The following is a 22,898-nucleotide window of genomic DNA, read 5'->3' as shown; positions in this document are numbered from 1 at the left end:
CTCAGGAGGCGCCGGTCACGGCTGTGGCTCGTCGCCCTCGCGGCGCACCGGGACGCCGGCGGCGGCGAGCCCGGCCTTCACGTCGCCGACGCGGAGCTGGCCGAAGTGGAAGACGCTCGCAGCCAGCACCGCGTCGGCGCCCGCCGCGACCGCCGGCGGGAAGTGCTCGACCGCGCCCGCTCCTCCGCTCGCGATCAGCGGGACGGCGACCTCCCGGCGCACCTGCGCGATGAGGTCGGTGTCGAAGCCGGCGCGGGTGCCGTCGGCGTCCATGGAGTTGAGCAGGATCTCCCCGACGCCGAGCTCCGCGGCCTGCACGCACCACTCCACGGCATCGCGGCCGGTGCCCCGGCGGCCGCCGTGCGTGGTGATCTCGTAGCCCGAGTCGGTCTGCGCACCGTCGCGCACCCGCCGGGCGTCGAGCGACAGGACGAGCACCTGGTTGCCGAAGCGCTGCGCGATCTCGGCGATCAGCTCGGGCCGGGCGACGGCGGCGGTGTTCACCGCCACCTTGTCCGCGCCGGCGCGCAGCAGCTTGTCGACGTCCTCGACGCCGCGCACACCGCCGCCGACGGTGAGCGGGATGAAGACGCTCTCGGCGGTGCGGCGGACGACGTCGTAGGTCGTCTCCCGGTTGCCGGAACTCGCGGTGATGTCGAGGAACGTGAGCTCGTCGGCGCCCTCGGCGTCGTAGACGCGGGCCATCTCCACCGGGTCACCGGCGTCACGCAGGTCGACGAAGTTGACGCCCTTCACCACCCGCCCGGCGTCGACGTCTAGGCACGGGATGACCCGCACGGCCAGCGTCATGCCGCGGGCTCCCGCACGGCGTCGGCCTCGATCTCCACCAGCAGGCCCGGGTCGATCAGCGCCGACACCTCGACCATCGTCGACGCCGGCCGGATCGCGCCGAACACCTCGCCGTGGGCGCGGCCGACCTCCTCCCAGCGGCTGATGTCGGTGACGTACATGCGGGTGCGCACGACGTCGGCCAGGGCGAAGCCGGCCCGCTCCAGCGACCGCTCGATGGTGGCCAGCACCCGGCGGGTCTGCGCGGCGGCGTCCCCGGGGTGGGCGACGGCGCCGTCGACGAGCGCCGTCGTGCCGCTCACCCAGGCCGTGTCCCCGCGGACGACGATCCGGCTGTAGCCGACGACCGGCTCCCAGGGGTTCTCCGAGCCCAGGTCGAGCACCGTCATGCCAGCTCCTCGGCGACCCGCAGCGCCTCCGGCAGCGTGAAGGCGCCGGCGTACAGCGCCTTGCCCACGATCGCCCCCTCGACGCCGATCGCGGTCAGCCCGGCCAGCGCGCGGATGTCGTCGAGCGAGCTGACCCCGCCCGAGGCGATCACCGGCCGCGGGGTGGCGGCGCAGACCTCGCGGAGCAGGTCCAGGTTGGGGCCCTTGAGCGTGCCGTCCTTGGTGATGTCGGTGACCACGTAGCGGGCGCACCCCTCGGCGTCGAGGCGGGCGAGGGTCTCGTAGAGCTCGCCGCCTTCCTGGGTCCAGCCGCGGGCGGCCAGCCGGGTGCCGCGCACGTCCAGGCCGACGGCGATGCGGTCGCCGTGCTCGGCGATGGCCCGGGCGCACCACTCGGGTGACTCCAGGGCGGCGGTGCCGAGGTTCACCCGCCGGCAGCCGGTGGCCAGCGCCGCCTCGAGCGACGCGTCGTCCCGGATGCCGCCGGAGAGCTCCACGTCGACGTCGAGCTCCCCGACCACCCGCGCGAGCAGCTCGCGGTTGGAGCCGCGGCCGAAGGCGGCGTCGAGGTCGACCAGGTGCACCCACTCGGCGCCGTCGCGCTGCCACTGCAGCGCGGCGTCGAGGGGGTCGCCGTAGGAGGTCTCGCTGCCGGCCTCCCCCTGCACGAGACGGACGGCCTGGCCGTCGGCGACGTCGACGGCGGGGAGCAGCTGCAGCTTGGGCACGGTGTGCAGCCTAGGGACCGGTACCCCGGCGGCCTGCGTCAGCTCCCGGGGCGTGCCGGGCGGCGAACCGGCCGGGGGTCGTGCCGGTCACCCGGGCGAAGTCGCGGGTGAAGTGCGCCTGGTCGGCGTAGCCGAGCACCGCCGCCACCTCTCCCATGCTCGCCGGCTGCCCGCGGAGCCGTTCGGCGGCCTCCTGCAGCCGGCGGCGCTGGATCAGCCACTTCGGCGTCAGGCCGAGGCGGCGGTGCACCAGCCGCTGCAGCGCCCGCTCGGAGAGCCCGCAGCGGTCGCAGACCTGCGCGACGCGCACCACCTCGCGGTTCCCCTCGACGAAGGCGACCACCTCGTTGACCAGGCGGCCCTCGTCGTCGACCGGCAGGTGAGGCCGCAGCGCGTCGCCGAACGCGGCCATCGCCGCGCCGTGCGCCTGCGGAGAGCGCGGATCCGGTGCCATGGCGGCCCGCACCCGCGCCGTCAGCTCGTCCCCAGCGGACCCGAGGACGTCGGTGAGGTCGACGTGCCGGTCGGTGTACCGGCTCATCGACCCGCCCGCGACCAGCGCACCCGCGGCCGGGGCGCACATGACGCCGACGGCCCACCCCTCGCCGGTCAGCGTCGTCGTCGACAGGCCGGGGACCACGCCGTAGAAGCGCGCGTAGCCGGCGGCGACGACCAGCAGCGCGACCGGGTACTGCAGCACCCGCTGCGGCGCCTCCCGGCCGGGCGGCACGGACCAGACAGGGATCCAGAACCGCTGCAGCAGCCCGTCGAACTCCGGGTCGGCGGCGTAGCGGTGCATCACGTGCGAGGCGTCGCCCGGCTCCTTGAGGTGGGCGCGCTCGACCACGTCCATGGCACGGGGAGCCGGCGGGCTGTCGGGTTCCATCAAGACCGAGCCTGCCGCACGGCCGTAGGTTCCGGCCATGACCCGCACCGCCACGAGCTACCAGGCCGCCGAACGCCCGCTGACCGCCCTGCTCGACGCCGTCCCCGCCGCCGGCTGGTCGAACCCGTCCCCCTGCGAGGGGTGGACCGCCGCCGACGTCGTCGACCACGTGGTCACCACCCAGCGCGAGTTCCTCACGACCCACGGCGTGGACCTCGGCCCGGCACCGGACGTCGCCGCGGACCCGGCCGCCGCCTGGCGAGCGCACGCACGGCGGGTGGCCGAGGTGCTCGGCGACGACGCCGTGGCGACCCGGGAGTTCGAGGGCTTCTTCGGGCCGACCACGGTCGGCGCGGCCCTCGAGCAGTTCTACGTGTGGGACATGGTCGTGCACCGGTGGGACGTCGCGCGGGCCGTCGGTGCGGACGCCGCGCTCACCGACGAGGAACTGGACCGGGTCGAGGCCGGTGCGGACGGCTTCGGCCCCGCGCTGCACATGGACGGCATCTGCCGGCCCGCCGTCGAGGTACCGGGCGACGCCGACCGCGCCACCCGCGTGCTTGCCCGGCTCGGCCGGAGCGCCTGACGGGCCCGCGTGCCGGTGCGGCAGGCTGACGGCGTGGAGTTCGCCGACGTCGTCCGCCGCCGCCGCATGGTGCGCGACTACGACCCCGACCGCCCGGTGCCCGCGGAGGTGCGGGAGAAGCTGCTCGAGCACGCGATCCGGGCGCCGTCGGCCGGCTTCAGCCAGGGCTGGGCCTTCCTGGTGCTGGAGACCGCCGAGGAGCGCGACCGCTTCTGGGCGGCCACCACCGACGGGACCGCCCCGGACGGCTGGCTGACCCGGATGCGGCGGGCGCCGCTGCTGGTGGTGCCCCTGTCGAACAAGGACGCCTACCTGGACCGGTACGCGGAACCCGACAAGGGCTGGACCGACCGCGACGAGGCCCGCTGGCCGGTGCCGTACTGGGACGTCGACGCCGGCATGGCCTCGCTGCTGATGCTGCTGACCGCGGTCGACGAGGGGCTCGGCGCCTGCTTCTTCGGCGTCCCGGCGCAGCGCGTCGACGCCTTCCGGTCGGCCTTCGGGGTGCCGGCGGGGTACCGCCCGGTCGGCTGCGTCTCGGTCGGCTACCCCGGCGACGGGGACCGCCCGTCGCCGTCGCTGCGCCGCGGCCGGCGGGGCGTCGACGAGGTGGTGCACCGGGGCCGCTGGTGAGAGCTCCCTCACCGGGGTCTCACGCGGGGCTCACCGCTGCCACCGAGGCTGCCGGGATGGACAGCGGTCTGCCCTGCCCGGCCCGGGTGCCCCCGTCGTGGCCTCCCTCGCTGCAGCTCCTCCTCGGCGAGCCGGCCGGCGACCTCTGGACGGCGGTGCTCGGGCCGCTGTCCGGCCGGCTCCGCACGCTGGCGGCGACCTCGGTGCACCTGCGCCCGGACGGCGCGGCGACCGTGCGCCACACCGCCGTCGTCGACTGGGCCGACGGGCGCACGACCCGGGAGCACCTGACGGCGACCACCGGGACGGCGATCCCACCGGGCGCCGCCGTCGTCGAGGGCGAGGCCGGGGGCGCGCCGCTCGCCGTGGGGCTCTGGCGGTGGCCGCTGGACCCGGCGCTGCCCGGGCTGTCCTGGGCGACCTCGGCGAGCGGGGTCGCCGGGCGGCTGGGCGGGCTGGGCCTCGACGTCGGCTCGCCCCGGCTGCGCCTGCGCGCCTACCGGCCCGGCCGGCGGGCGGTCGTCGAGGTGACCTCGCCCGCCGGCCGCTGGTTCCTCAAGGTCGTCCGCCCGTCGGCGGTGGCGGACCTCGTGCACCGCCACGCCGCCCTGGGCCCGGCGGTCCCGGTCCCGCCCGTGCTGGCGAGCACGGCCGACGGGGTGGTGGTGCTGCCCGGCCTGCCCGGCACGCCGATGCGGGCGGCGCTGGCCGGCGATCCGCGGCAGCTGCCCGACCCGGCGGCGCTCGACGCGCTGCTCGACCGGCTGCCGGCCGTGGCGCCCCGGCGGGGACGGGGCACCCCCCGTGACCCGCAGCACGCGCTGCGGGCGCACGCAGCGGTGCTCGGGACGGTCTGCCCCGCCCTGGCGCCCCGGCTGGAGGAGCTCACCGCCGCGGTGGGGGCGGCGGCGGGCAGGCACCCGGTGGTGCCGGTGCACGGCGACTTCTACGAGGCGCAGCTGCTCGTGGACGCGGGGGCGGTGGTGGGCCTGCTGGACGTGGACACGACCGGTCCGGGTGCGCGGATCGACGACTGGGCGACCCTGCTGGGGCACCTCGTCCTCCTGGAGCACCTCGCCGGCGACCCCGCGCCGATCGCCGCCTACCGCGACCGGGTGGCGGACCTGCTCGCGGGGCGCTGGCCCGGCGGCGAGCTGGAGGCCCGGGTGGCCGGCGTGCTCGCGGGACTGGCGACCGGGCCCTTCCGGGTGCAGCAGCCGGGCTGGCCCGCGGCCACCGAGGCCCGGCTGGCCCTGGCCGAGCAGTGGGCCGGCTGCGCGGCGCGGGGCTCCGCCACCGGATGAGAGCAGCCTCATCGCGGTCTCCCGGAGCCCTCACCGGCGGCGGGCACCGTGGTCCTCGTCAGCGCACCACCACCGTTCCCGGGAGGACCGCACCATGAGCAGCACGCCCGCCACCTGGAAGATCGTCACCTTCGGCACCGCGCTCGCCGGCCTCGGCGTCGCCGGCGTCGGCATCGCCGCGGCGGACGACGGGGCCCCGTCGCAGCCGCCGGCAGCCGTCTCCGTCGCTGCGGACGACAGCCCCGACGCCTCGCCCGACGACGACGCCGTCGCCGACGCCTCCGCGGACACCTCGGACCGCGACGGCGACACCCCCGGCGACGACAGCCCGGACGTCGACACCCCCGACGTCGACACCCCCGACGACAGCCCCGACACCGACGACTGACCCACCGGCCCGGCGGCCCCGGTCCCCACGCGCGGGGCCGGGGCCGCCGGCTGCACGGGTCAGCCGGCGGGCAGTCGGTAGCCCATGCCGCGCACCGTCTCGATGCGCTCGGCCCCGAGCTTCCGGCGGAGGTAGCGGACGTAGACGTCCACGACGTTGGAGCCCGGGTCGAAGTCGTAACCCCACACGTGGCTGAGCAGCTGCTCGCGGGCCAGCACCTGACCCGGGTGGCGCAGGAACGTCTCGGCGAGGGCGAACTCGCGCGCGGAGAGGTCGACGACCCGGCCCTCCACGCTGGCCCGCCGGGTGCGCAGGTCCAGCGACAGGCCCCCGGCGGTCAGCACCGTGGCCGCGCCGTCGCCGTCGCGGGCCCCGGCCAGCCGGAGCCGGATCCGGGCGAGGAGCTCCTCGAAGCGGAACGGCTTGGCCATGTAGTCGTCCGCGCCGCCCTCCAGCCCGGCGACGGTGTCCTGCACGCTGTCCCGCGCGGTGAGGACGACGACCGGGACGGTGCAGCGCTCGGCGCGCAGCGCGCGCAGCACGGCGAACCCGTCGAGCACGGGCAGGCCGATGTCGAGGACGACGAGGTCGAACTCGCCGCTGCGGGCTCGGTCGAGGGCCGACAGCCCGTCCTCGACCACCGCCGTCACGAAGCCGTTGGCCTTGAGGCCCTTCTCGACGAACGCGGCGATCCGCGGCTCGTCCTCGGCGATCAGCACCCGGCTCACCGGGGTCCTCCTTCGGTCGGTGCGGACGGGGCGCCGGCGCCCAGGAGCGGTGTGTCGGCCGCGTCGTCGACGGTGCCGTCCGGGCCGGCCGGCAGATCGGCCGGCCCGGCGTCGCGCGCGGGCGCCGGCCGGGCGGGCAGGACGAGGGTGAAGGTCGCCCCCTCACCCGGGCGGCTGTGCAGCTCGACGGATCCGCCGTGGCCGGCCGCGATCGCCCGCACGATGGCGAGGCCCAGTCCGGCGCCGTCGCTGCGCCTGGCGGCGGTGCTGCCGCGGGCGAACCGGTCGAAGACCCGCTCCTGGTCGGCCGGCGGGATCCCCGGGCCGGTGTCGTCCACCCACACGAGCAGCCGGTCGCCGCTGAGCCGGCTGCCGAGCACGATGCGGTCCCCGGCCCCGGTGTGCTGGACGGCGTTGTCGGCCAGCGCGACCACCGCCTGGGTGAGCCGTTGCGGGTCCAGCAGCAGGTCGGCGCGGGCGACGGCGCCGAGCTGCCAGTCCCGGTCGCCGAGCCGGCGCACCTTGCCGAACACGTCGGCGGTCACCTCGGCGACGTCCACCGGCTGGAGGCGGACGAACTCCGGCTGCTCCGCGCGGGCGAGCAGCAGCAGCTCGGAGACCATGCGGTTCATCCGCTCGAGCTCGTCGTCGACAAGTGCGACGGTCTGGCGCACGTCCTCTGGGTCGGCCGGGTCGAGCACCTCCAGGTGGCCCCGGACGATCGTGATCGGCGTGCGCAGCTCGTGGCCGGCGTCGTCGAGGAACCGGCGCTGGGCCGCGACACCGCCCTCGACCCGGTCGAGCATCGCGTTGACGGCGACGGCGAGGTCGGTGAGCTCGTCCGCCGGCCGCCCCTCGACCGGGATGCGGCCGGTGAGGTCGGTCTCGGTGATCCCCTGCGCGGTCGCCGCGACGGCGCGCACCGGCGCCAGGACCCGGCCGGCGACGACCCAGGCCCCGGCGGCGGCCAGCAGGACGGTCACGGCGCCGACGCCCAGCATCAGGCGGGCCGTCTCGTCGGCGGCCTGGCGCTCCTGGTCGGCGAAGTAGGCGACGACGACGACCCCGCGGGCCGGGTCGCCCTCCAGCGCCACCGGGACGGCGAGGTAGCGCACCTCCCCCGCCCCGCTCGCGTAGCGGCCGGCCGTGGTCTCGGTGACGTCACCGACCAGGGCGGTGAACCGCCGGTCCTCGCTGAGCAGCACCGGCGCCTCGATCCGGCTCTGGAAGCGATACCGGCCGTCGACGTAGCCGAGGAACTTCTCGTTGGGCCGGGCGAGGTTGTAGGTGATCACCGTCTGGAGGACGTCCGCGACCGAGGCGAAGGGTTCGCCGGTCTCCGGGTCGATGCCCGAGGCCACGATCTGGGAGAACTCCACGACCTCGGCGTCCAGCGCCACGTCCATGCGCTCGTCGGTCGCGCGGATCAGCAGCCGCCAGGTGGCCAGGGTGACCAGCGCGAGCGCGATGAGCACCAGCAGGAGGACCCAGCCGATGATCCGCGTCCGGGCGGCCCGGGGCGCCAGCCGGTGCCGGGCGACCTCGCGCCACCCGGTCGTCGCCTGCTCTTCGTCGTTCACCGTTCAGTCGTCACCGTCGTCGTCAACGTCCGGGCCGTCGTCGTCGTCCCCGGGACCGTCGTCGTCATCGTCGTCATCGTCGTCGGGCAGGGGCGGTGGCGGGACGACGTCGGTCCCCGGTGCGGGGTCCTGCGGGCGGGGGTCGGTCGCCGGCCCGTCCTGCGGTCCGTCCGGCGCGACGGTGATCGAGCGCGCCGGCACGTCGATCGGCGGCGGCACCCTCCGCTCCCCGGGGCCTGCGGGGCCGAGCAGCGCCCACGCCAGGCCGCCGGCGAGCAGCACGCCGGCCAGTCCGGCCAGCACGACGAGGAAGGGACGGCGGAGCACCGGGTCAGCCTCCGCCGCACCGGTGGCACCCCGGTGAGGGCCGGATGAGAGAGCTCTCATCCGCGGTCGCCGGACCGCCGCTCAGCCGAGGTCGGTGACCCCCGTGACGAGCAGGAGGTCCGCGCCGTGGGTACCGGCGACGTCGACGCCCTCGGGCCGGGGCTCGAACCCGGGGAGCCCGGTCAGCCCGTCGCTGCCGTCCGTGGCCCGCAGCCGCACGGGGCCGTCACCCTCCACCGTGAAGGAGGCCTGCAGGCCCTCGGCGGGCGGCGCGTGGAACGTGACGCGCAGCCCGCTGCCACCGAGCCGCTCCTCGGGCACGTCCCGGCCGGCGAGCCGGCCGCGGACGACGCTCCCGCCGTCGACGGCGAGCTCGAGGTCGACCAGTCGGACCCCCGCCCGCTGGGGGGTGATCCGCACGGCGATCTCCCGTCGGCCGCCGAGGACCTCGTCGGAGACGACGGTGATCTCCGGGCCGGGGAGGTCGGCGACCTCGGCCGGCCCGGTCAGCAGGTCGCGGCCGGCCAGGTAGGGCAGCTCCAGCCCGAGCGAGCCGCGGCCGTCGACGAAGCGGTCGGTCCACTCCCCCGGCGTCGTCTCGGTGGTCACCCACCGCGCCTGCTCCTGGTCGGTGTCGAGGACGTAGGCCAGGCGGCTGGGCACCGGGTGGTCGGCGTCGAAGCGGTCGACCGCCAGGCCCACGGCGACGCACCCCCACGCCGCGGCCAGCGCCACCAGGGGGACGGCCGCCGCCGCGAGCCGGCCGCGCGCGGCGGCGGCCGTCCCCGGATCGGGGAACACCAGGTCGATCGCGGGCAGCAGGGCCAGCCCGGCGAGGACGACGACCACCGAGGGCGCCAGCGCCTGCGAGAGCCCGAGCGCCGGGAAGAACAGCGCCGCCGTCGGGGCGAGGACGAGCACCCCCGTGGCGCCGGTGAGCAGCGCGGCGCCGGCGGTGACCACCCGGCTGCGCGCCAGGACGGCGACGACGCCGGTCAGCGCCCCCACCAGCGCCGGCCACGCCGTCAGGTAGGAGCCGCCCGGCGCCACAGCGGCGAGCACCGCGGCCACCACGGCGAGCCACAGCAGCGCGCCCGTGACCAGCGGAGCAGCCCCCACGCGGCGGCGCACCAGCGCATACCAGAGCAGCACGACGGCGAGCACCACCGCGACGGCCGCCAGCCGGAACCAGCCCGGCCGCCAGGGGTCGAGCAGCGTGGCGTACCCGGGCCGCGTGGCGACCAGCGCCCACCACAGCCCCTGCGCGGCCAGCGGCCCCGCCACGAGCGGTACCAGCGCCAGCGCCGCCGCCCCCGCCGTGCGCCGCAGCGAGCTGACCCCGCGGCGGTGCAGCGCCCACACCAGCCCGGCGACCGCGGTCAGCGCCGCCCCGGCCAGCGGCCACACCAGCCAGCCGGGGTAGCGCACCAGCACGCCCGGGAGCGGGAAGTAGGTGGCGTCCTCGGCCGCGGGCGCGGCGAGGCCGGCCAGGTCGCGCCCGCCCAGCTCCCGGGTGAGCGCGAGGGTGTTGTCGCCGAGGGCCTGCAGGGTGCCGCGGTCCAGCCGCTCCGGGGTGTCCTGCGGGGAGTGGTAGGCAGCCGCGCCGTCGATGAAGGCGGTGTTCATGCCGGTGAAGGCGCCGTCCTCGAGCAGCACGCTGAAGTCGGTGTCGTTGGGCAGCGCCCGGTAGACCTCGACGGCGAAGCTGCTCGCGACCGGGTGCGGCGCGGCGTCGGCGAACGCCGCGGCGAGGCCGGCGTTGCCGAGCGACGTCTCGAACATGATCGGTGGCCCGCCGGTGCCACGGGCCTCGACGTTGAGCACCACCCCGCCGCCGGCCAGCGGGTGGGAGGCGGCGAAGGCCTCGGCGCCGCAGAGGCAGGCCTCCTCGGCGTCGGTGAGGACGACGACGACGTCGTTGCGCAGCCGGGGGGCCTCGGTCAGCGCGCGGACCGACTCCAGCAGCGTGGCGACCCCCGCCGCGTCGTCGGCCGCGCCGGGGCCGCCCTCCACCGAGTCGTGGTGCGCCATCAGGTACAGCCGGCCCGTGGGTTCGGTGCCCGGCAGGACGGCGACGACGTTGCGCACCCGGGCCATGCGGGCCTCGCCCACCCGGCCGGCCCGTGCACCGACGGCGTTCTGCACGCGCGTGTCCAGCCCGAGGCCGGTGAGGGTGGCGACCAGGTGCTCCACCACCGCGTCGTTCGCCGGGCTGCCCGCCACGTGCGGCCGGACGGCGATGCGCTCCACGTGCGCGAAGGCGCGGGCGGCGCTGAACTCCCCGATCGGGGCGTCGGCCGGGCGCGGGTCCGGCGGCTGCAACCCCACGACGGTCCAGGCGGTGAGCGCCAGCAGCAGCGTGACGATGGCCAGCCCCACGAGGCGGCCGGGACGGGACGGGCGCTCGGCGGGCACGCGACCTCCTCGGACGGCGACCCGCGCACCCTAGGGCGCGGGTGGTCCCCGGCCGGGCAGGCGGCCCGCGGCGCGCCGCCGGCCGCCGTTCAGCCCAGGGTGTGCAGCCAGTTGGTGAGCAGCTGGGCCCCGGCGTCCCCGCTCTTCTCGGGGTGGAACTGGGTGGCCGACAGGGCGGCGTTCTCCACGCCCGCGACGAACCGGTCGCCGTGCTCTGCCCAGGTGACCTTCGGTGCCGCCAGCGGCGAGGAGACCCCGTCCTGGCCCAGCGGGAAGTTCCGCACGCCGTAGGAGTGCACGAAGTAGAAGCGCTGGTCGGCGAGCCCGTCGAAGAGGACGCTGTCCCGCGGCGCCTGGACGGTGTTCCAGCCCATGTGCGGCAGCACCGGCGCCTGGAGCGGCTCGACGACGCCGGGCCACTCGCCGCAGCCCTCGGCGTCCACGCCGTGCTCCACGCCGCGCTCGAACAGGATCTGCATGCCGACGCAGATGCCGAGCACCGGCCGGCCCCCGGCGAGGCGGCGGCCGATGATCCGCCTGCCGTCGACGGCGTCGAGCCCCTTCATGCAGGCCGCGAACGCACCCACGCCGGGGACGACGAGGCCGTCGGCATCCAGCGCCGTCCCCGCGTCGGAGGTCACCGTCACCTCGGCGCCGACCCGCTGCAGCGCGCGCTCCGCCGAGCGCAGGTTGCCCGAGCCGTAGTCGAGGACCGCCACCTTCTTCACGCCTGCCACGCTACCGACCAGCACCGGAGGCTCTCTGGGTGTTCCCGGTGCGTGGACCGTCGTACGGCAACGTGTCGCCCCCGACTGGCGACAGTTGGGCGCTGTTCCGGCGAACCGGCTGCGCGGGCGAGGCTCGGCCTGCCCCATGGTTCGAAAGCAGGCCGTGATCCGTGGACAACGACCTGAGCTGGGCTTTCGGGTCGCGGCCGTCGGTGGCCGCGGCAGCATTCGTACAACTGTTCGACAGTTCTCCCCGGCAGCCACCTCCCGGCTGGTCGCCGCCGGGCGGGCCCTGGAGGCGCTGCCGGCGGTCGCCGCCGCGGCCGGCACCGGCGCGGTGGCGCTCGAGGCGCTCGCCGAGATGGCCCCGGCGGTCGCCCCGGCCAAGCTGGCCGCCGCCCACGCCCAGGGCGTGGACCTGGCCGGGGTCGACGAGGCGCTCGCCGACAACGCCCTGGCCGCCGGGCACCTGCCGCTGCCGCGCACCCACACACCGCACGTCGTGGTCCGGGTCGACCTCGCCGACCTCATCGACCCCGCCACCGGCCCCGGGGCGGCGACGTTGGGGTTCGAGGCCACCACCTCCGCCGCCCGCGCCCGCTGGCTGGCCTGCGACGGCGGCATCAGCCGCCTCGTCATCGGCCCCGACGGAGACGTGCTCGACCACGGCCGCCGCCAGCGCGTCTCCCCACCCCACCTGCGCCGCGCCCTCGACGCCCGCGACCGCAGCTGCGTCTTCACCGGCTGCCACGCCCCCACCCACCGGTGCGACGTCCACCACCTCATCCACTGGGCAGACGGCGGCCAGACCGACCTGCACAACTGCGCTGCTGTGCGATCGCCGCCACACCAAGGTCCACCACGGATTCCGCGTCGAACGCCAACCCGACGGCCGATGGCACACCTGGCGGCCCGACGGCACCGAGATCCTCGTCCTCCCCCGCACCACGACCGAACCCGCCCGGAGCCGGGCCCGGTCAGGCCGAGCCGGTGCCCGGCCAGGGGATGACGGTGAGCTCGGGCCAGTGCTCCTGCCAACGCGCGCTCTTCGCCTCGTAGACGTGCCGCGGTGCCAGCCGCCGGTTGGGGCGGACCACCAGGTCGAACAGGTCCGCGTAGCCGTGCGGCGCGTACACCTGGGGCCGGCCGGCGCGATCCACCCGGAGCCCGTAGCAGCAGCACACCGCCGCGAAGTGGTCGATGGCGTCGGCGCAGTCGCGGAACGGTGCGGCGGGCACCCCGAACTTCGCCTCGTACCAGAGGTGCACCCGGGCCTCGTTGCGGATCTCCACCGGTACCGGCAGGTCGGCGAACAGCTCCGCGCCCGCCCGGATGACGGCGTCCTCCGCCGCCCAGGAGGTGTCCCGGCCGTAGTAGAAGAGGTCGGCGTCCCGGATGCCGGTCCTCGGCGGCCGGCCGGTGAGCTCGTTCCACACCGTCTGGAACAGCACCCCGGCGGTGAGCCACCAGTCCCCCACGCCCAGCGCGGGCGCCCGCTCGAGCAGCGCCTGCACCGTCGGGTCGGCCAGGACGATGCCGAGGAACCGCTCCTCGCCGGTGTTCCCGGGCGCTCGTGGAGGGCCGCCCGCCATCAGACGAGGCGGAGGACGCCCGCCGCGCTGGCCAGCACGGCCGCGACCAGCAGAATGACCGCGAACACGACCTGGGGGCCGGTGCGGCGGCCGTCGTCGGTGTCCGCCCGCCAGATGCTCCACGCCCCGCCGAGCAGGAAGCCACCGAGCAGCAGGAGCGGGAGACCCCCGCTCACCGCCGGTCGCACCGGGTCACAGCGCGCCCTTGGTCGAGGGGACGTCGCTGACCCGGGGGTCGATCGCCACGGCGGCGCGCAGCGCCCGCGCCAGTGCCTTGAACTGCGCCTCCACGATGTGGTGGGCGTCGCGGCCGGCGTAGAGCACCCGCACGTGCAGGCTGATCCGGGCGTTGAAGGCGAACGACTCGAGCACGTGCTTGGTGAGCGACGTCGGGTAGTCCGGGCCGATCATCGGCGTCATGCTCTCGGGCTCGGCGTGCACGAAGTACGGCCGGCCGGAGAGGTCGACCGCCGCCTGGGCGAGCACCTCGTCCATGGGGATCGTGGCGTCGCCGTAGCGGGTGATGCCGCGCTTGTCCCCCAGCGCCTCGGCGAAGGCCTGGCCCAGGGCGATGGCGACGTCCTCGACGGTGTGGTGCGCGTCGATGTGCAGGTCGCCGTCGGCCTGCACGGTGAGGTCGATGCCGCTGTGCTTGGACAGCGCGGTCAGCATGTGGTCGTAGAAGCCCACGCCCGTGCTGATCGAGCTGCTGCCGGTGCCGTCGAGGTCGAGCTCCACCACGAGCTTGGTCTCGCTGGTCCGGCGCTCGACGCGTGCGGTGCGGGTCATGGGGGTCAGTCTCCCAGAGTCGTGCGGTGGGCCGGCGCGACCTCACCCAGGGCGGTGAGGAACGCGTCGGTCTCCTCGGCGGTCCCGGCGGTCACCCGCAGCCAGCCCGGCAGCCCGACGTCCCGGACGAGCACCCCCCGGTCCAGCAGCGCCCGCCAGGCGGCGGGTGCGTCGGCGAAGTGGCCGAAGAGGACGAAGTTGGCGTCGCTGGGCACGCTGGTCAGCCCCATGCCCGGCAGCGCCGCCACGATCCGGTCGCGCTGGGCCTTCACCGCGTCGACGGTCGCCAGCAGGGCGTCGGTGTGCGCCAGCGCCGTCCGCGCGGCCGCCTGCGTGAGCGAGCTCAGGTGGTAGGGCAGCCGGACCAGCTGGATGGCGTCGACGACGGCCGGGTCCGCGGCCAGGTAGCCCAGGCGCAGCCCGGCCATCCCGAACGCCTTGCTCATCGTGCGGCTGACGACCAGCCGCGGCCGGCCCGGCAGCAGCGTGAGCGACGACGGCGTTCCCGCGCGCGCGAACTCCGCGTACGCCTCGTCGACGACGAGGACGCCCTCGGTCGCCTCGTACAGCGCCGCCACGGTCTCCAGGTCGACGGCGGTGCCGGTCGGGTTGTTCGGGCTGGTGACGAAGACGACGTCCGGCCGCACCTGCTGCACCTGGGCCACGGCGGCGTCGGTGTCGATGGTGAAGTCGGCCGCCCGGTGCCCGTCCACCCACGCCGTCCCCGTGCCGGCCGCGATGATGGGGTGCATCGAATAGGAAGGCGTGAACCCCAGCGCGGTCCGTCCGGCCCCTCCGAAGGCCTGCAGGATCTGCTGCAGCACCTCGTTGGACCCGTTGGCCGCCCACACCTGCGCCGGCTCCACCGGCACGCCGCCGGTGCGCGACAGGTAGGCGGCGAGGTCGGCCCGCAGCGCGACGGCGTCCCGGTCGGGGTAGCGGTTCAGCTCCAGCGCCGCGTGCCCCAGGGCCGCGCCGAGGTCGGCCAGCAGCTCCGCCGGCAGCGGGTGCGGGTTCTCGTTGGTGTTGAGCCGGTGCGCGGCGGGCAGCTGAGGGGCGCCGTAGGGCGTGCGCCCCCGCAGCTCCGGCCGCAGCGGGAGCTCGTCGAGCGACGTCACGACCGCTGCCGGACCCGCACCGCGGCCGCGTGCGCCGGCAGGTCCTCGGCGCCGGCGAGGGCGTCGACGTGTGCGGCGACGTCGGCGAGCGCCTGCTCGTCGTACTCGACCAGGTGGATGCCCCGCAGGAACGACTGCACCGACAGCCCGCTGGAGTGCCGGGCGCAGCCACCGGTGGGCAGCACGTGGTTGGACCCCGCGATGTAGTCGCCGAGCGAGACCGGCGACCAGGCGCCGACGAAGATCGCCCCGGCGTTGCGTACCCGCATCGCCACGGCGCGGGGGTCGCGGGTCTGGATCTCCAGGTGCTCGGCGGCGTAGGCGTCGACCACCCGGACCCCGGCGCCCAGGTCGTCGACCAGCACGATGCCGGACTGGCTGCCGTCCAGGGCGGTGGTGATCCGGTCGGAGTGCTTGGTGGCCGCGACCTGCCCGGGGACGAGGGCGAGGACGGCCTCGGCCAGCTCCTCGCTGGGGGTGACCAGCACCGCGCCGGCGAGCGGGTCGTGCTCGGCCTGGCTGATCAGGTCGGCGGCCACGTGCGCGGGGTCGGCGGTGTCGTCGGCGAGGATCGCGACCTCGGTCGGACCGGCCTCGGAGTCGATGCCGATCAGCCCGCGCAGCAGCCGCTTGGCCGCCGTCACGTAGACGTTGCCGGGGCCGGTGACCATGTCCACCGGCTCGCAGGATCCGGCGCCGTAGCCGAAGACGGCGATGGCCTGCGCCCCGCCGACGGCGTACACCTCGGTGACGCCCAGCAGCGCGCAGGCGGCCAGCACGCCGGGGTCGGGCAGCCCGCCGTTGTCCCGCTGCGGTGGGGAGGCGACGGCGATCGACTCGACGCCGGCGATCTGGGCGGGGACGACGTTCATCACGACGCTGGACAGCAGGGGCGCCAGGCCGCCGGGCACGTACAGCCCCACGCGCCGGACGGGGAGCCAGCGCTCGGTGACCGTCCCGCCGGCCACGACCTCCGTGGTGACGTCGGTGCGCCGCTGGTCGGCGTGCACCGTGCGCACCCGGGCGATGGACTCCTCGAGGGCGGCGCGCAGCGTCGGGTCGCACTCGGCGAGGGCCCGGGTCAGCGCCTCCTGCGGGACGGCGAAGTCCTCGGCGTCCACCCCGTCGAGGCGGGCGGTGATCTCGCGCACCGCCCGGGCGCCGCGCAGCCGCACGTCTTCGCAGAGCGGGCGCACCGTGGCGAGCACCGAGTCGATGTCGGTGGCCGCTCGCGGCAGCAGCCCGGCGAGCTCCCGGACGCCGGGCAGGGCGTTTCCACGCAGGTCGATGCGTGCCAGCACGGGGGCCTCCGGGGTCGGATCGGGTGGTGCGACGCGGATCCCAGGGTATCCAGCGCCCTCCGGCGTCCCTGGGGCGCCCGCACGGGCCGGCGGCCCGCGGCCCGTACGCTTGCCTCGATGGGCGAGCTGATCCCGCTGTTCCCGCTGGGACGGCCCCTGTTCCCCGGGGTCGTGCTACCGCTGCAGATCTTCGAGCCCCGCTACCGCCGCCTCATGCGCGATCTCCTGGACCTGCCCGAGCAGGGCGACCGCCGGTACTTCGGGGTGGTCGCGATCCGGCAGGGCTGGGAGGTGGAGCGGGTGGCCCCGGCGGCGGCGCTCTACGACATCGGCTGCACCGCGCGGCTGCAGCGGGTGCAGCCGCAGGCCGACGGCGGGTTCCGCATCGTCACCGTGGGCGGCGAGCGGTTCCGGCTGCTGGACGTCGTCGTCGGCGAGGATCCGCCCTACCTGCAGGCCGAGGTCGAGTGGCTGGCCGAGGAGGAGGCCGCGGAGGAGGCCGCCGGCGACGCCGAGGCGGTGACCGATGGCAGCGGCGCCGGCCTGGCACCGCCCGCCGACGCGGTGGCCAGCTCGGTCGCCCGCGCGTCCCTGGACCTCCTGGCCCGCGGGGTGGGCGACCTGTTCACCCAGTACGTCGCCGAGGTGTCGGCGCTGGGCGCCGGCGCCCAGGGGGACGGCGTGGAGGCGGCGGTGCGGCTCGCCGCGGCCGCCGACGACCCGTCCGCGCTCTCCTGGCTGGTCGCCTCTTCGGCGCTGCTGACCACCGAGGACCGGCAGGCGCTGCTGGCCGAGTCCGCGACCCGCCGGCGCCTGGCCGCGGAGTCCCGGCTGCTGCGCCGCGAGCTGACGCTGCTGCAGACGCTGGGCGCGGTGCCGGCACCGCTGCAGCAGTTCGCCAGCCCCATGACGGTGAACTGAGCGAGGACCGCGTCAGTAGCGCCCGAGGCCGTCGTCGGCGGCCACCAGCGCGCAGCCCAGGTAGACCAGCAGGGCGGCGAAGGGTGCGGCGGCCAGACCGGGCAGCGAACTGAGCACCAGCCCCGTGGTGACCTGCGCGCCCACCTCGGCCAGCTGCGCCTCCGACGGCCCCGGCGCGAGCAGCTCCCCGACCTGCCAGGCGAGCACACCGGCCGCCGAGGCCCCGACCGCGAGCGCGACGAGCATCCCCACCCCCCGGCCGCGGCGGACCCGCCACGCCGCCGCCCCGGCCAGCAGTCCCAGCCCGAGGAGCAGGAGCACCAGCACGGCGTCGTCGGCCACCCGGACCTCCACCGCCGGCGGGCCGATTGCCACCGGGCCGGTCTCGGTGAGCTGGAACTCGGCGCGCGGCGCCAGCAGCCACCAGAGCACCCCGGTGGGCAGCCCGGCGAGCACCAGCCCCGCCAGCAGGGGCCGGGCCGCGCGGAGGTCCTCGCGGACCTCCGCCCTCCCCCGCCAGTACGCGTGCACGGGCACCCCTGGAGCGGGCTGGACGGGCAGCGGTGAGGTGGTCACCTGACCAGTGAACAACGATCGATCGACCGAGACGGCAGGAGACCCCTCTACAGCAGCGCCACGCTCGTCGGCCCCAGCAGTGCCTTGATGTCCCCCATCAGCGCCGTGCTCGGCCGCACCCGCAACCCCTGGTCGAGCCGGAGCACCGTCTCGCGGCTGCCGTTGACCAGCTTCAGCTGGACCTCCGTCGTGCCGGGGTGGCTGCCCAGCACCTCGCGGAGGCGCTCGACGACCGGCGGGGTGCAGCGGGCGGCCGCCATCGAGACCAGCACCGGCCCGCGCGGCCCCTCGGTGAGCTCGGGGATGGTCACCTCGGAGCCGAACAGCGAGGGCTGGTCGTCCCGGCGGCTGATCCGGCCCTTGACCACGATGATCTGGTCGCGGACGACCTTCTCCGACACCTCGGCCCAGGTCTTGGGGAAGAACAGCACCTCGATGCCGGACTCGAGGTCCTCCAGCGTGGCGATCGCCCACGGCGCGCCCTGCTTGTTGGTGCGCGGGGAGACCGAGGTGAGGATGCCGGCGATGGTGACGTTCGCGCCGTCCTCGACCCCGCCGGCGTTGATCTCGGCGATCGGGGTGTCGGCGTTGGCCGCCAGCACGTGCTCCACCCCGTGCAGCGGGTGGTCGGAGACGTAGAGGCCGAGCATGTCGCGCTCGAACATCAGCCGCTCGCTCTTGGACCAGTCGGCGGTCGGGATCGTGATGTCCAGCGCGCTGCCGAACGGGTCCTCGGCGGCCCCGTCCCCGTCCAGGCCGTCGCCGAAGCTGCCGAACAGGTCGAACTGCCCCTCGGCCTCCTTGCGCTTGAGCCCCATGGCGGAGTCGACGGCCTGCGCGTGGATCGCGACGATGCCCTGGCGCGAGTGGCCCAGCGAGTCGAACGCCCCGGCCTTGGCCAGGGATTCGATCACCTTCTTGTTGCAGGCCACCGTGTCGATCTTGCGCATGAAGTCGGCGAAGTCCTTGAACGCGCCCTTCTCCTCGCGCGCCCGGACGATCGACTCCACGACGTTGGTGCCGACGTTGCGCACCGAGGCGAGGCCGAACCGGATGTCCTGGCCGACGGCGGTGAAGTCCCAGGAGGACTCGTTGACGTCCGGCGGGAGCACCTTGATGCCCATCCGCCGGCACTCGGCCAGGTAGATCGGCCGGCGGTCCTTGTCGTCGCCGACGCTGGTGAGCAGCCCGGCCATGTACTCGGCGGGGTAGTTGGCTTTGAGGTAGGCCGTCCAGTAGGAGACCAGGCCGTAGGCGGCGGAGTGGGCCTTGTTGAACGCGTAGTCGGCGAACGGGACGAGGATGTCCCAGAGCGTCTTGATCGCCGCGGCGGAGTAGCCGCGCTCCTTCATGCCGGCCTCGAAGCCGACGAACTCTGCGTCCAGGACCGACTTCTTCTTCTTGCCCATCGCGCGGCGCAGCAGGTCGGCCTTGCCGAGCGAGTACCCGGCGACCTTCTGCGCGATCGCCATGACCTGCTCCTGGTACACGATCAGGCCGTAGGTGCCGCCGAGGATCTCCTCGAGCGGCTCGGCCAGCTCGGGGTGGATCGGCGTGATCTCCTGCTGCCCGTTCTTGCGCAGCGCGTAGTTGGTGTGCGAGTTGGCGCCCATCGGGCCCGGCCGGTAGAGCGCGCCGACGGCGGAGATGTCCTCGAAGTTGTCCGGCCGCATGAGCCGCAGCAGCGACCGCATCGGGCCGCCGTCGAACTGGAAGACGCCGAGCGTGTCGCCACGGGACAGCAGCTCGTAGGTCTTCGCGTCGGTGAGGTCCTTGCTGATCTCGTCGAGGTCGACCGGTTCCTTGCCGTTGATCACGATGTTGCGCAGCGCATCGTCGATGACCGTGAGGTTGCGCAGGCCCAGGAAGTCCATCTTGAGCAGGCCGAGCGTCTCGCAGGTCGGGTAGTCGAACTGCGTGATGACGGCGCCGTCGGCCTCGCGCCGCATGATCGGGATGCTGTCGATCAGCGGGTAGCGGCCGATGATGACGCCGGCCGCGTGCACGCCCCACTGCCGCTTGAGGCCCTCGAGCTTGCGGGCCTGGTCGACGACCTCGGCCGCGCCGGGGTCGGACTCGTAGCGGGCGCGGAACTCCGCGGCCTCCTTGTAGCGCGGGTGGGCCGGGTCGAAGACGCCCGAGAGCGGGATGCCCTTGCCCATCACGTCCGGCGGCATGAGCTTGGTCAGCTCGTCGCCCACCGAGTACGGCCGGTCGAGCACCCGGGCCGCGTCCTTGATCGCGGCCTTGGCCTTGATCGTCCCGTAGGTGACGATCTGGCTGACCCGCTCCTCGCCGTACTTCTTCGAGACGTACTGGATGACCTCGCCGCGGCGGCGGTCGTCGAAGTCGATGTCGACGTCGGGCATCGAGACCCGCTCGGGGTTGAGGAACCGCTCGAAGATCAGGCCGTGCTGCAGGGGATCGAGGTCGGTGATGCCCATGGCGTAGGCGGCCAGCGAACCGGCAGCGGAGCCTCGGCCGGGCCCGACGCGGATGCCGTTGTCCTTGGCCCAGTTGATGAAGTCGGCGACCACGAGGAAGTACCCCGGGAAGCCCATCTGGGTGATGATCCCGACCTCGTAGTCGGCCTGCTTGCGCACGTGGTCGGGGATGCCGCCGGGGTAGCGCTTGTGCAGGCCCCGCTCGACCTCCTTGACGAACCAGGAGGTCTCGTCCTCCCCCGGCGGCAGCGGGAAGCGGGGCATCAGGTCGGCGCCCTCGGTGAACGACACCTCGCACTGCTCGGCGACCAGCAGGGTGTTGTCGCAGGCCTCGCGGAGGTCGCCGGTGAACAGCGCGCGCATCTCGGCGGCCGACTTCAGGTAGTAGCCGTCACCGTTGAACTTGAAGCGGTTGGGCTCGTTGAGCCGCGACCCGGTCTGGATGCAGAGCAGGGCGTCGTGCGCCTCGGCGTCCTCCTTGTGCGTGTAGTGGAGGTCGTTGGTGGCCAGCAGCGGGATGCCGAGGTCCTTGGCGATGGCCAGCAACGCCGGGCGGGTCTTCTTCTCGATGGACAGCCCGTGGTCCATCAGCTCCGCGTAGAAGTTCTCGCGCCCGAAGATGTCTTGGAAGTCCGCGGCCGCCTGGCGCGCCCTGTCCTCCTTGCCGGCGCGCAGCCACATGTTCACCTCGCCCGAGGGGCAGCCGGTGGTGGCGATCAGGCCCTTGCCGTAGCGCTCCAGCAGGTCGCGGTCGAAGCGCGGCTTGCGGTACTGCCCCTCGAGGCTGGCCAGCGAGGAGATGCGGAAGAGGTTGTGCATCCCCTCGGTGGTGCGGGCCAGCAGCGTCATGTGGGTGTAGGCCGCCTTGCCGCGGTTGGTGCCGCCGTCGCCCTCCTCGTCGATGAGGTTGTCGCCGAAGTCGAACGGCGCGCGATCGAAGCGGGACCCGGGCGTGTAATAGCCCTCCATGCCGATGATCGGCTTCACGCCGGCCGCGTTGGCCTGCTTGTAGAAGTCGTAGGCGCCGAAGACGTTGCCGTGGTCGGTCATCGCCAGCGCCGGCATCCCCTGCTCGGCTGCGGCCTTGGTCACCTCGGGCAGCTTCGCCGCGCCGTCGAGCATCGAGTACTCGGTGTGCACGTGCAGGTGCACGAACGAATCGGACGGGCTGCTCACAGCGGGTCTGGCTCCTCACGGGTCGTGCGTGCCCGGCCGGCGTCACGCGGCGGGCGACCGGCGGGGAAGACCGGCGGTGCATGCGGGGGGCGGCAGGCACCGGCGGGCCGGTGGGTCGATCCTCGCACTGGATGAGTTCTACGCCGAGGGTCCGACACGACTGATCTGCTCACACCGGACCGCTCCGTCACAGGGCCCGCTCAGGGCAGCGGTCGTCGCATCGTGATGTGCGCGATACCGGCCTCCTCGTACACCTCCCCGACGGCCGCGTACCCCTCCCGCTCGTAGAAGCGGCGGGCCGGCAGCTGGGCGTGCAGCACCACCTCGCGCGCCCCACGGGCGGCCGCCTGCCGGTGCAGCTCCGCGAGCACCGCGGCGCCGTGGCCGCGGCCCCGGACCTCGGCCTCGGCGGCCATCCGGCCGATCCGCGCCGTGTCGCCGTCGACGAGCAGCCGCCCGGTCGCCACCACGCGGCCCGCGTCGTCGCGGCTGAGCACGTGCACGGCGGTCGCGTCGGCGTCGTCCTGCTCGATCTCCGCAGGGACGCCCTGCTCCTCGACGAACACGCGGGTGCGCAGGGCGAGGACCTCGGCGCGGTCGGCGAGGGCGGCGACCTGCGCGGTGGGGCTCGGCACGGCACCCATTCTGGCGCGCGCCGCGCAGAGCCGGTCAGCGCCCCGGCGGACCGTCCGCCTCGTGCACCGACACCGGGAGCGCGCTGGCGGGCACCAGGAGGAACCGCAGGTCGATGAGCGCGTGCAGGAGCACCGGCAGCAGCAGCGAGCCGGTGTCCACGTAGACCAGAGCCATCACACCGCCCAGGACCCCGGTCAGGACGATCCCCGCGCGGCCTTGGTAGGCGTGCGCGAGCCCGAAGGCGACGGCGGCGACGACCACGAGCAGCCACGCGGGGGGCCCGCCGGTCACGGCGGCGGCGGCGGCGAGGAAGAACCCGCGGTACAGCCACTCCTCGCACACCCCGGCGGTGACCCCGACCAGCGTGAACAGCCGCCGCTCCCCCTGGGTGCGCGGCAGCAGCGCCAGCGTCGACTGCCCCGGCGGCTCGGCGTGCCGCCCTGCCCCGGGGCGCCGGCTCGGCCGGGCCGCCTCCAGCAGGGCGCCCGCCCGCAACTGGCGGGTGGAGGCGACGACGAGCAGCAGCACCACCACGACGACCACCGCGGTCACCGGCCCGGGCCGCTCCCGCGGCCAGACGAGCCCGACAGCCGCGGCGTCGACACCGGGCGAGGCGAGCCAGACGACGAAGGCGACCGCTGCCAGACCCCACTCGAGCACCAGCAGCCGGCGGTAGAACGAGCGGCGTGCCCCGGCGTCGCTGCGCAGCCGCCCCTCGAACCGGCGGTGCAGCACGTGGCCGACGACGGGCTCGCCCACCACCAGGTAGGCCGCGACGACCACCGCGGCGAGGGCCGCCGGGCCGAAGGCGTCGAGGGCGACCGGCAGGGTCGTCACCGCCGC

The 22,898-nt window shown here is 75.2% G+C and carries 24 protein-coding genes; 6 read left to right on the top strand and 18 right to left on the bottom strand.

Annotated features, from left to right (window positions below):
- Positions 1-15: 15 nt before the first annotated feature.
- From hisF to ACI79W_RS14365, 4 genes are read right to left on the bottom strand one after another with little or no spacing between them, the layout of a single operon-like run.
- Positions 16-810 (bottom strand): imidazole glycerol phosphate synthase subunit HisF, encoded by a 795-nt coding sequence (gene hisF / locus ACI79W_RS14380; protein WP_456562767.1) that lies wholly within the window; start codon positions 808-810, stop codon positions 16-18.
- On the bottom strand, positions 807-1,199 hold the full coding sequence (locus ACI79W_RS14375) for a RidA family protein (RefSeq protein ID WP_456562766.1): 393 nt from the start codon (positions 1,197-1,199) through the stop codon (positions 807-809). The genes hisF and ACI79W_RS14375 overlap by 4 nt, the downstream gene beginning before the upstream one ends.
- Positions 1,196-1,927 carry a bifunctional 1-(5-phosphoribosyl)-5-((5-phosphoribosylamino)methylideneamino)imidazole-4-carboxamide isomerase/phosphoribosylanthranilate isomerase PriA gene (gene priA, locus ACI79W_RS14370; RefSeq protein ID WP_456562765.1) on the bottom strand — a complete coding sequence of 244 codons (732 nt, stop codon included), beginning with the start codon at positions 1,925-1,927 and terminating at the stop codon, positions 1,196-1,198. Before priA ends, ACI79W_RS14375 begins: the two co-directional genes overlap by 4 nt.
- Positions 1,928-1,937: 10 nt before the next feature.
- Positions 1,938-2,813, bottom strand: a complete 876-nt coding sequence (locus tag ACI79W_RS14365; protein ID WP_456562764.1) for a helix-turn-helix domain-containing protein — start codon at positions 2,811-2,813, stop codon at positions 1,938-1,940.
- Positions 2,814-2,850: 37 nt separating this feature from the next.
- Between ACI79W_RS14365 and ACI79W_RS14360 the strand changes: the two genes are divergently transcribed.
- The 4 genes from ACI79W_RS14360 (at position 2,851) to ACI79W_RS14345 (ending at position 5,724) form a co-directional block, all read left to right on the top strand.
- The gene (locus ACI79W_RS14360) at positions 2,851-3,399 is read left to right on the top strand and encodes a TIGR03086 family metal-binding protein (protein ID WP_456562763.1); all 549 of its coding nucleotides are present in this window, start codon (positions 2,851-2,853) and stop codon (positions 3,397-3,399) included.
- Positions 3,400-3,432: 33 nt separating this feature from the next.
- Complete coding sequence (locus ACI79W_RS14355) at positions 3,433-4,032, top strand: nitroreductase family protein (protein WP_456562762.1); 600 nt, start codon at positions 3,433-3,435, stop codon at positions 4,030-4,032.
- A gap of 56 nt (positions 4,033-4,088) precedes the next feature.
- Positions 4,089-5,336, top strand: a complete 1,248-nt coding sequence (locus ACI79W_RS14350; protein WP_456562761.1) for an aminoglycoside phosphotransferase family protein — start codon at positions 4,089-4,091, stop codon at positions 5,334-5,336.
- Positions 5,337-5,430: 94 nt separating this feature from the next.
- Positions 5,431-5,724 (top strand): hypothetical protein, encoded by a 294-nt coding sequence (locus ACI79W_RS14345; RefSeq protein ID WP_456562760.1) that lies wholly within the window; start codon positions 5,431-5,433, stop codon positions 5,722-5,724.
- A 59-nt stretch (positions 5,725-5,783) separates the two neighbouring features.
- On the opposite strand, the gene ACI79W_RS14340 is transcribed toward ACI79W_RS14345, so the two are convergent.
- From ACI79W_RS14340 to hisH, 5 genes are all read right to left on the bottom strand, one after another.
- Positions 5,784-6,452 carry a response regulator transcription factor gene (locus ACI79W_RS14340; protein WP_456562759.1) on the bottom strand — a complete coding sequence of 223 codons (669 nt, stop codon included), beginning with the start codon at positions 6,450-6,452 and terminating at the stop codon, positions 5,784-5,786.
- A complete protein-coding gene (locus ACI79W_RS14335) occupies positions 6,449-8,032 on the bottom strand; it encodes a sensor histidine kinase (RefSeq protein WP_456562758.1) in 1,584 nt (527 codons plus the stop codon). The genes ACI79W_RS14340 and ACI79W_RS14335 overlap by 4 nt, the downstream gene beginning before the upstream one ends.
- Before the next feature lie 3 nt (positions 8,033-8,035).
- A complete protein-coding gene (locus ACI79W_RS14330; RefSeq protein ID WP_456562757.1) occupies positions 8,036-8,359 on the bottom strand; it encodes a hypothetical protein in 324 nt (107 codons plus the stop codon).
- Positions 8,360-8,440: 81 nt separating this feature from the next.
- Entirely contained in the window at positions 8,441-10,774 is a 2,334-nt protein-coding gene (locus ACI79W_RS14325) for a M20/M25/M40 family metallo-hydrolase (protein ID WP_456562756.1), read from the bottom strand.
- An 89-nt stretch (positions 10,775-10,863) separates the two neighbouring features.
- Entirely contained in the window at positions 10,864-11,502 is a 639-nt protein-coding gene (gene hisH / locus ACI79W_RS14320; RefSeq protein ID WP_456562755.1) for an imidazole glycerol phosphate synthase subunit HisH, read from the bottom strand.
- A 163-nt stretch (positions 11,503-11,665) separates the two neighbouring features.
- Between hisH and ACI79W_RS14315 the strand changes: the two genes are divergently transcribed.
- A complete protein-coding gene (locus ACI79W_RS14315; RefSeq protein WP_456562754.1) occupies positions 11,666-12,511 on the top strand; it encodes a DUF222 domain-containing protein in 846 nt (281 codons plus the stop codon).
- On the opposite strand, the gene ACI79W_RS14310 is transcribed toward ACI79W_RS14315, so the two are convergent.
- The 5 genes from ACI79W_RS14310 to hisD are packed head-to-tail and all read right to left on the bottom strand — an operon-like array spanning position 12,480 to position 16,302.
- The gene (locus tag ACI79W_RS14310; RefSeq protein ID WP_456562753.1) at positions 12,480-13,094 is read right to left on the bottom strand and encodes a nucleotidyltransferase family protein; all 615 of its coding nucleotides are present in this window, start codon (positions 13,092-13,094) and stop codon (positions 12,480-12,482) included. The genes ACI79W_RS14315 and ACI79W_RS14310 overlap by 32 nt on opposite strands.
- Positions 13,094-13,270: a hypothetical protein gene (locus ACI79W_RS14305; RefSeq protein WP_456562752.1), complete on the bottom strand. Its 177-nt coding sequence runs from the start codon at positions 13,268-13,270 to the stop codon at positions 13,094-13,096. Before ACI79W_RS14305 ends, ACI79W_RS14310 begins: the two co-directional genes overlap by 1 nt.
- Before the next feature lie 16 nt (positions 13,271-13,286).
- On the bottom strand, positions 13,287-13,883 hold the full coding sequence (gene hisB, locus ACI79W_RS14300) for an imidazoleglycerol-phosphate dehydratase HisB (protein ID WP_456562751.1): 597 nt from the start codon (positions 13,881-13,883) through the stop codon (positions 13,287-13,289).
- A 5-nt stretch (positions 13,884-13,888) separates the two neighbouring features.
- Positions 13,889-15,001 (bottom strand): histidinol-phosphate transaminase, encoded by a 1,113-nt coding sequence (locus tag ACI79W_RS14295; protein ID WP_456562750.1) that lies wholly within the window; start codon positions 14,999-15,001, stop codon positions 13,889-13,891.
- Positions 14,998-16,302, bottom strand: a complete 1,305-nt coding sequence (hisD, locus tag ACI79W_RS14290) for a histidinol dehydrogenase (RefSeq protein WP_456562749.1) — start codon at positions 16,300-16,302, stop codon at positions 14,998-15,000. Before hisD ends, ACI79W_RS14295 begins: the two co-directional genes overlap by 4 nt.
- A 117-nt stretch (positions 16,303-16,419) precedes the next feature.
- Between hisD and ACI79W_RS14285 the strand changes: the two genes are divergently transcribed.
- Entirely contained in the window at positions 16,420-17,223 is an 804-nt protein-coding gene (locus tag ACI79W_RS14285; RefSeq protein WP_456562748.1) for an LON peptidase substrate-binding domain-containing protein, read from the top strand.
- A 12-nt stretch (positions 17,224-17,235) separates the two neighbouring features.
- On the opposite strand, the gene ACI79W_RS14280 is transcribed toward ACI79W_RS14285, so the two are convergent.
- The 4 genes from ACI79W_RS14280 to ACI79W_RS14265 all read right to left on the bottom strand — a co-directional run bounded on the left by ACI79W_RS14280 (position 17,236) and on the right by ACI79W_RS14265 (position 22,892).
- The gene (locus tag ACI79W_RS14280; RefSeq protein ID WP_456562747.1) at positions 17,236-17,799 is read right to left on the bottom strand and encodes a hypothetical protein; all 564 of its coding nucleotides are present in this window, start codon (positions 17,797-17,799) and stop codon (positions 17,236-17,238) included.
- 47 nt (positions 17,800-17,846) lie between these two features.
- Positions 17,847-21,419, bottom strand: a complete 3,573-nt coding sequence (dnaE, locus tag ACI79W_RS14275) for a DNA polymerase III subunit alpha (RefSeq protein WP_456562746.1) — start codon at positions 21,417-21,419, stop codon at positions 17,847-17,849.
- 200 nt (positions 21,420-21,619) lie between these two features.
- Positions 21,620-22,054 carry a GNAT family N-acetyltransferase gene (locus ACI79W_RS14270; protein ID WP_456562745.1) on the bottom strand — a complete coding sequence of 145 codons (435 nt, stop codon included), beginning with the start codon at positions 22,052-22,054 and terminating at the stop codon, positions 21,620-21,622.
- Between the two features lie 34 nt (positions 22,055-22,088).
- Positions 22,089-22,892, bottom strand: coding sequence for a CPBP family intramembrane glutamic endopeptidase (locus tag ACI79W_RS14265; protein ID WP_456562744.1), 804 nt, complete (start codon positions 22,890-22,892; stop codon positions 22,089-22,091).
- Positions 22,893-22,898: the final 6 nt, after the last annotated feature.

This window comes from Blastococcus sp. SYSU DS0533, from assembly GCF_054050775.1.
Note: the sequence above shows the minus strand (reverse complement) of the source record. Positions and strands in the feature narration are given on the sequence as shown.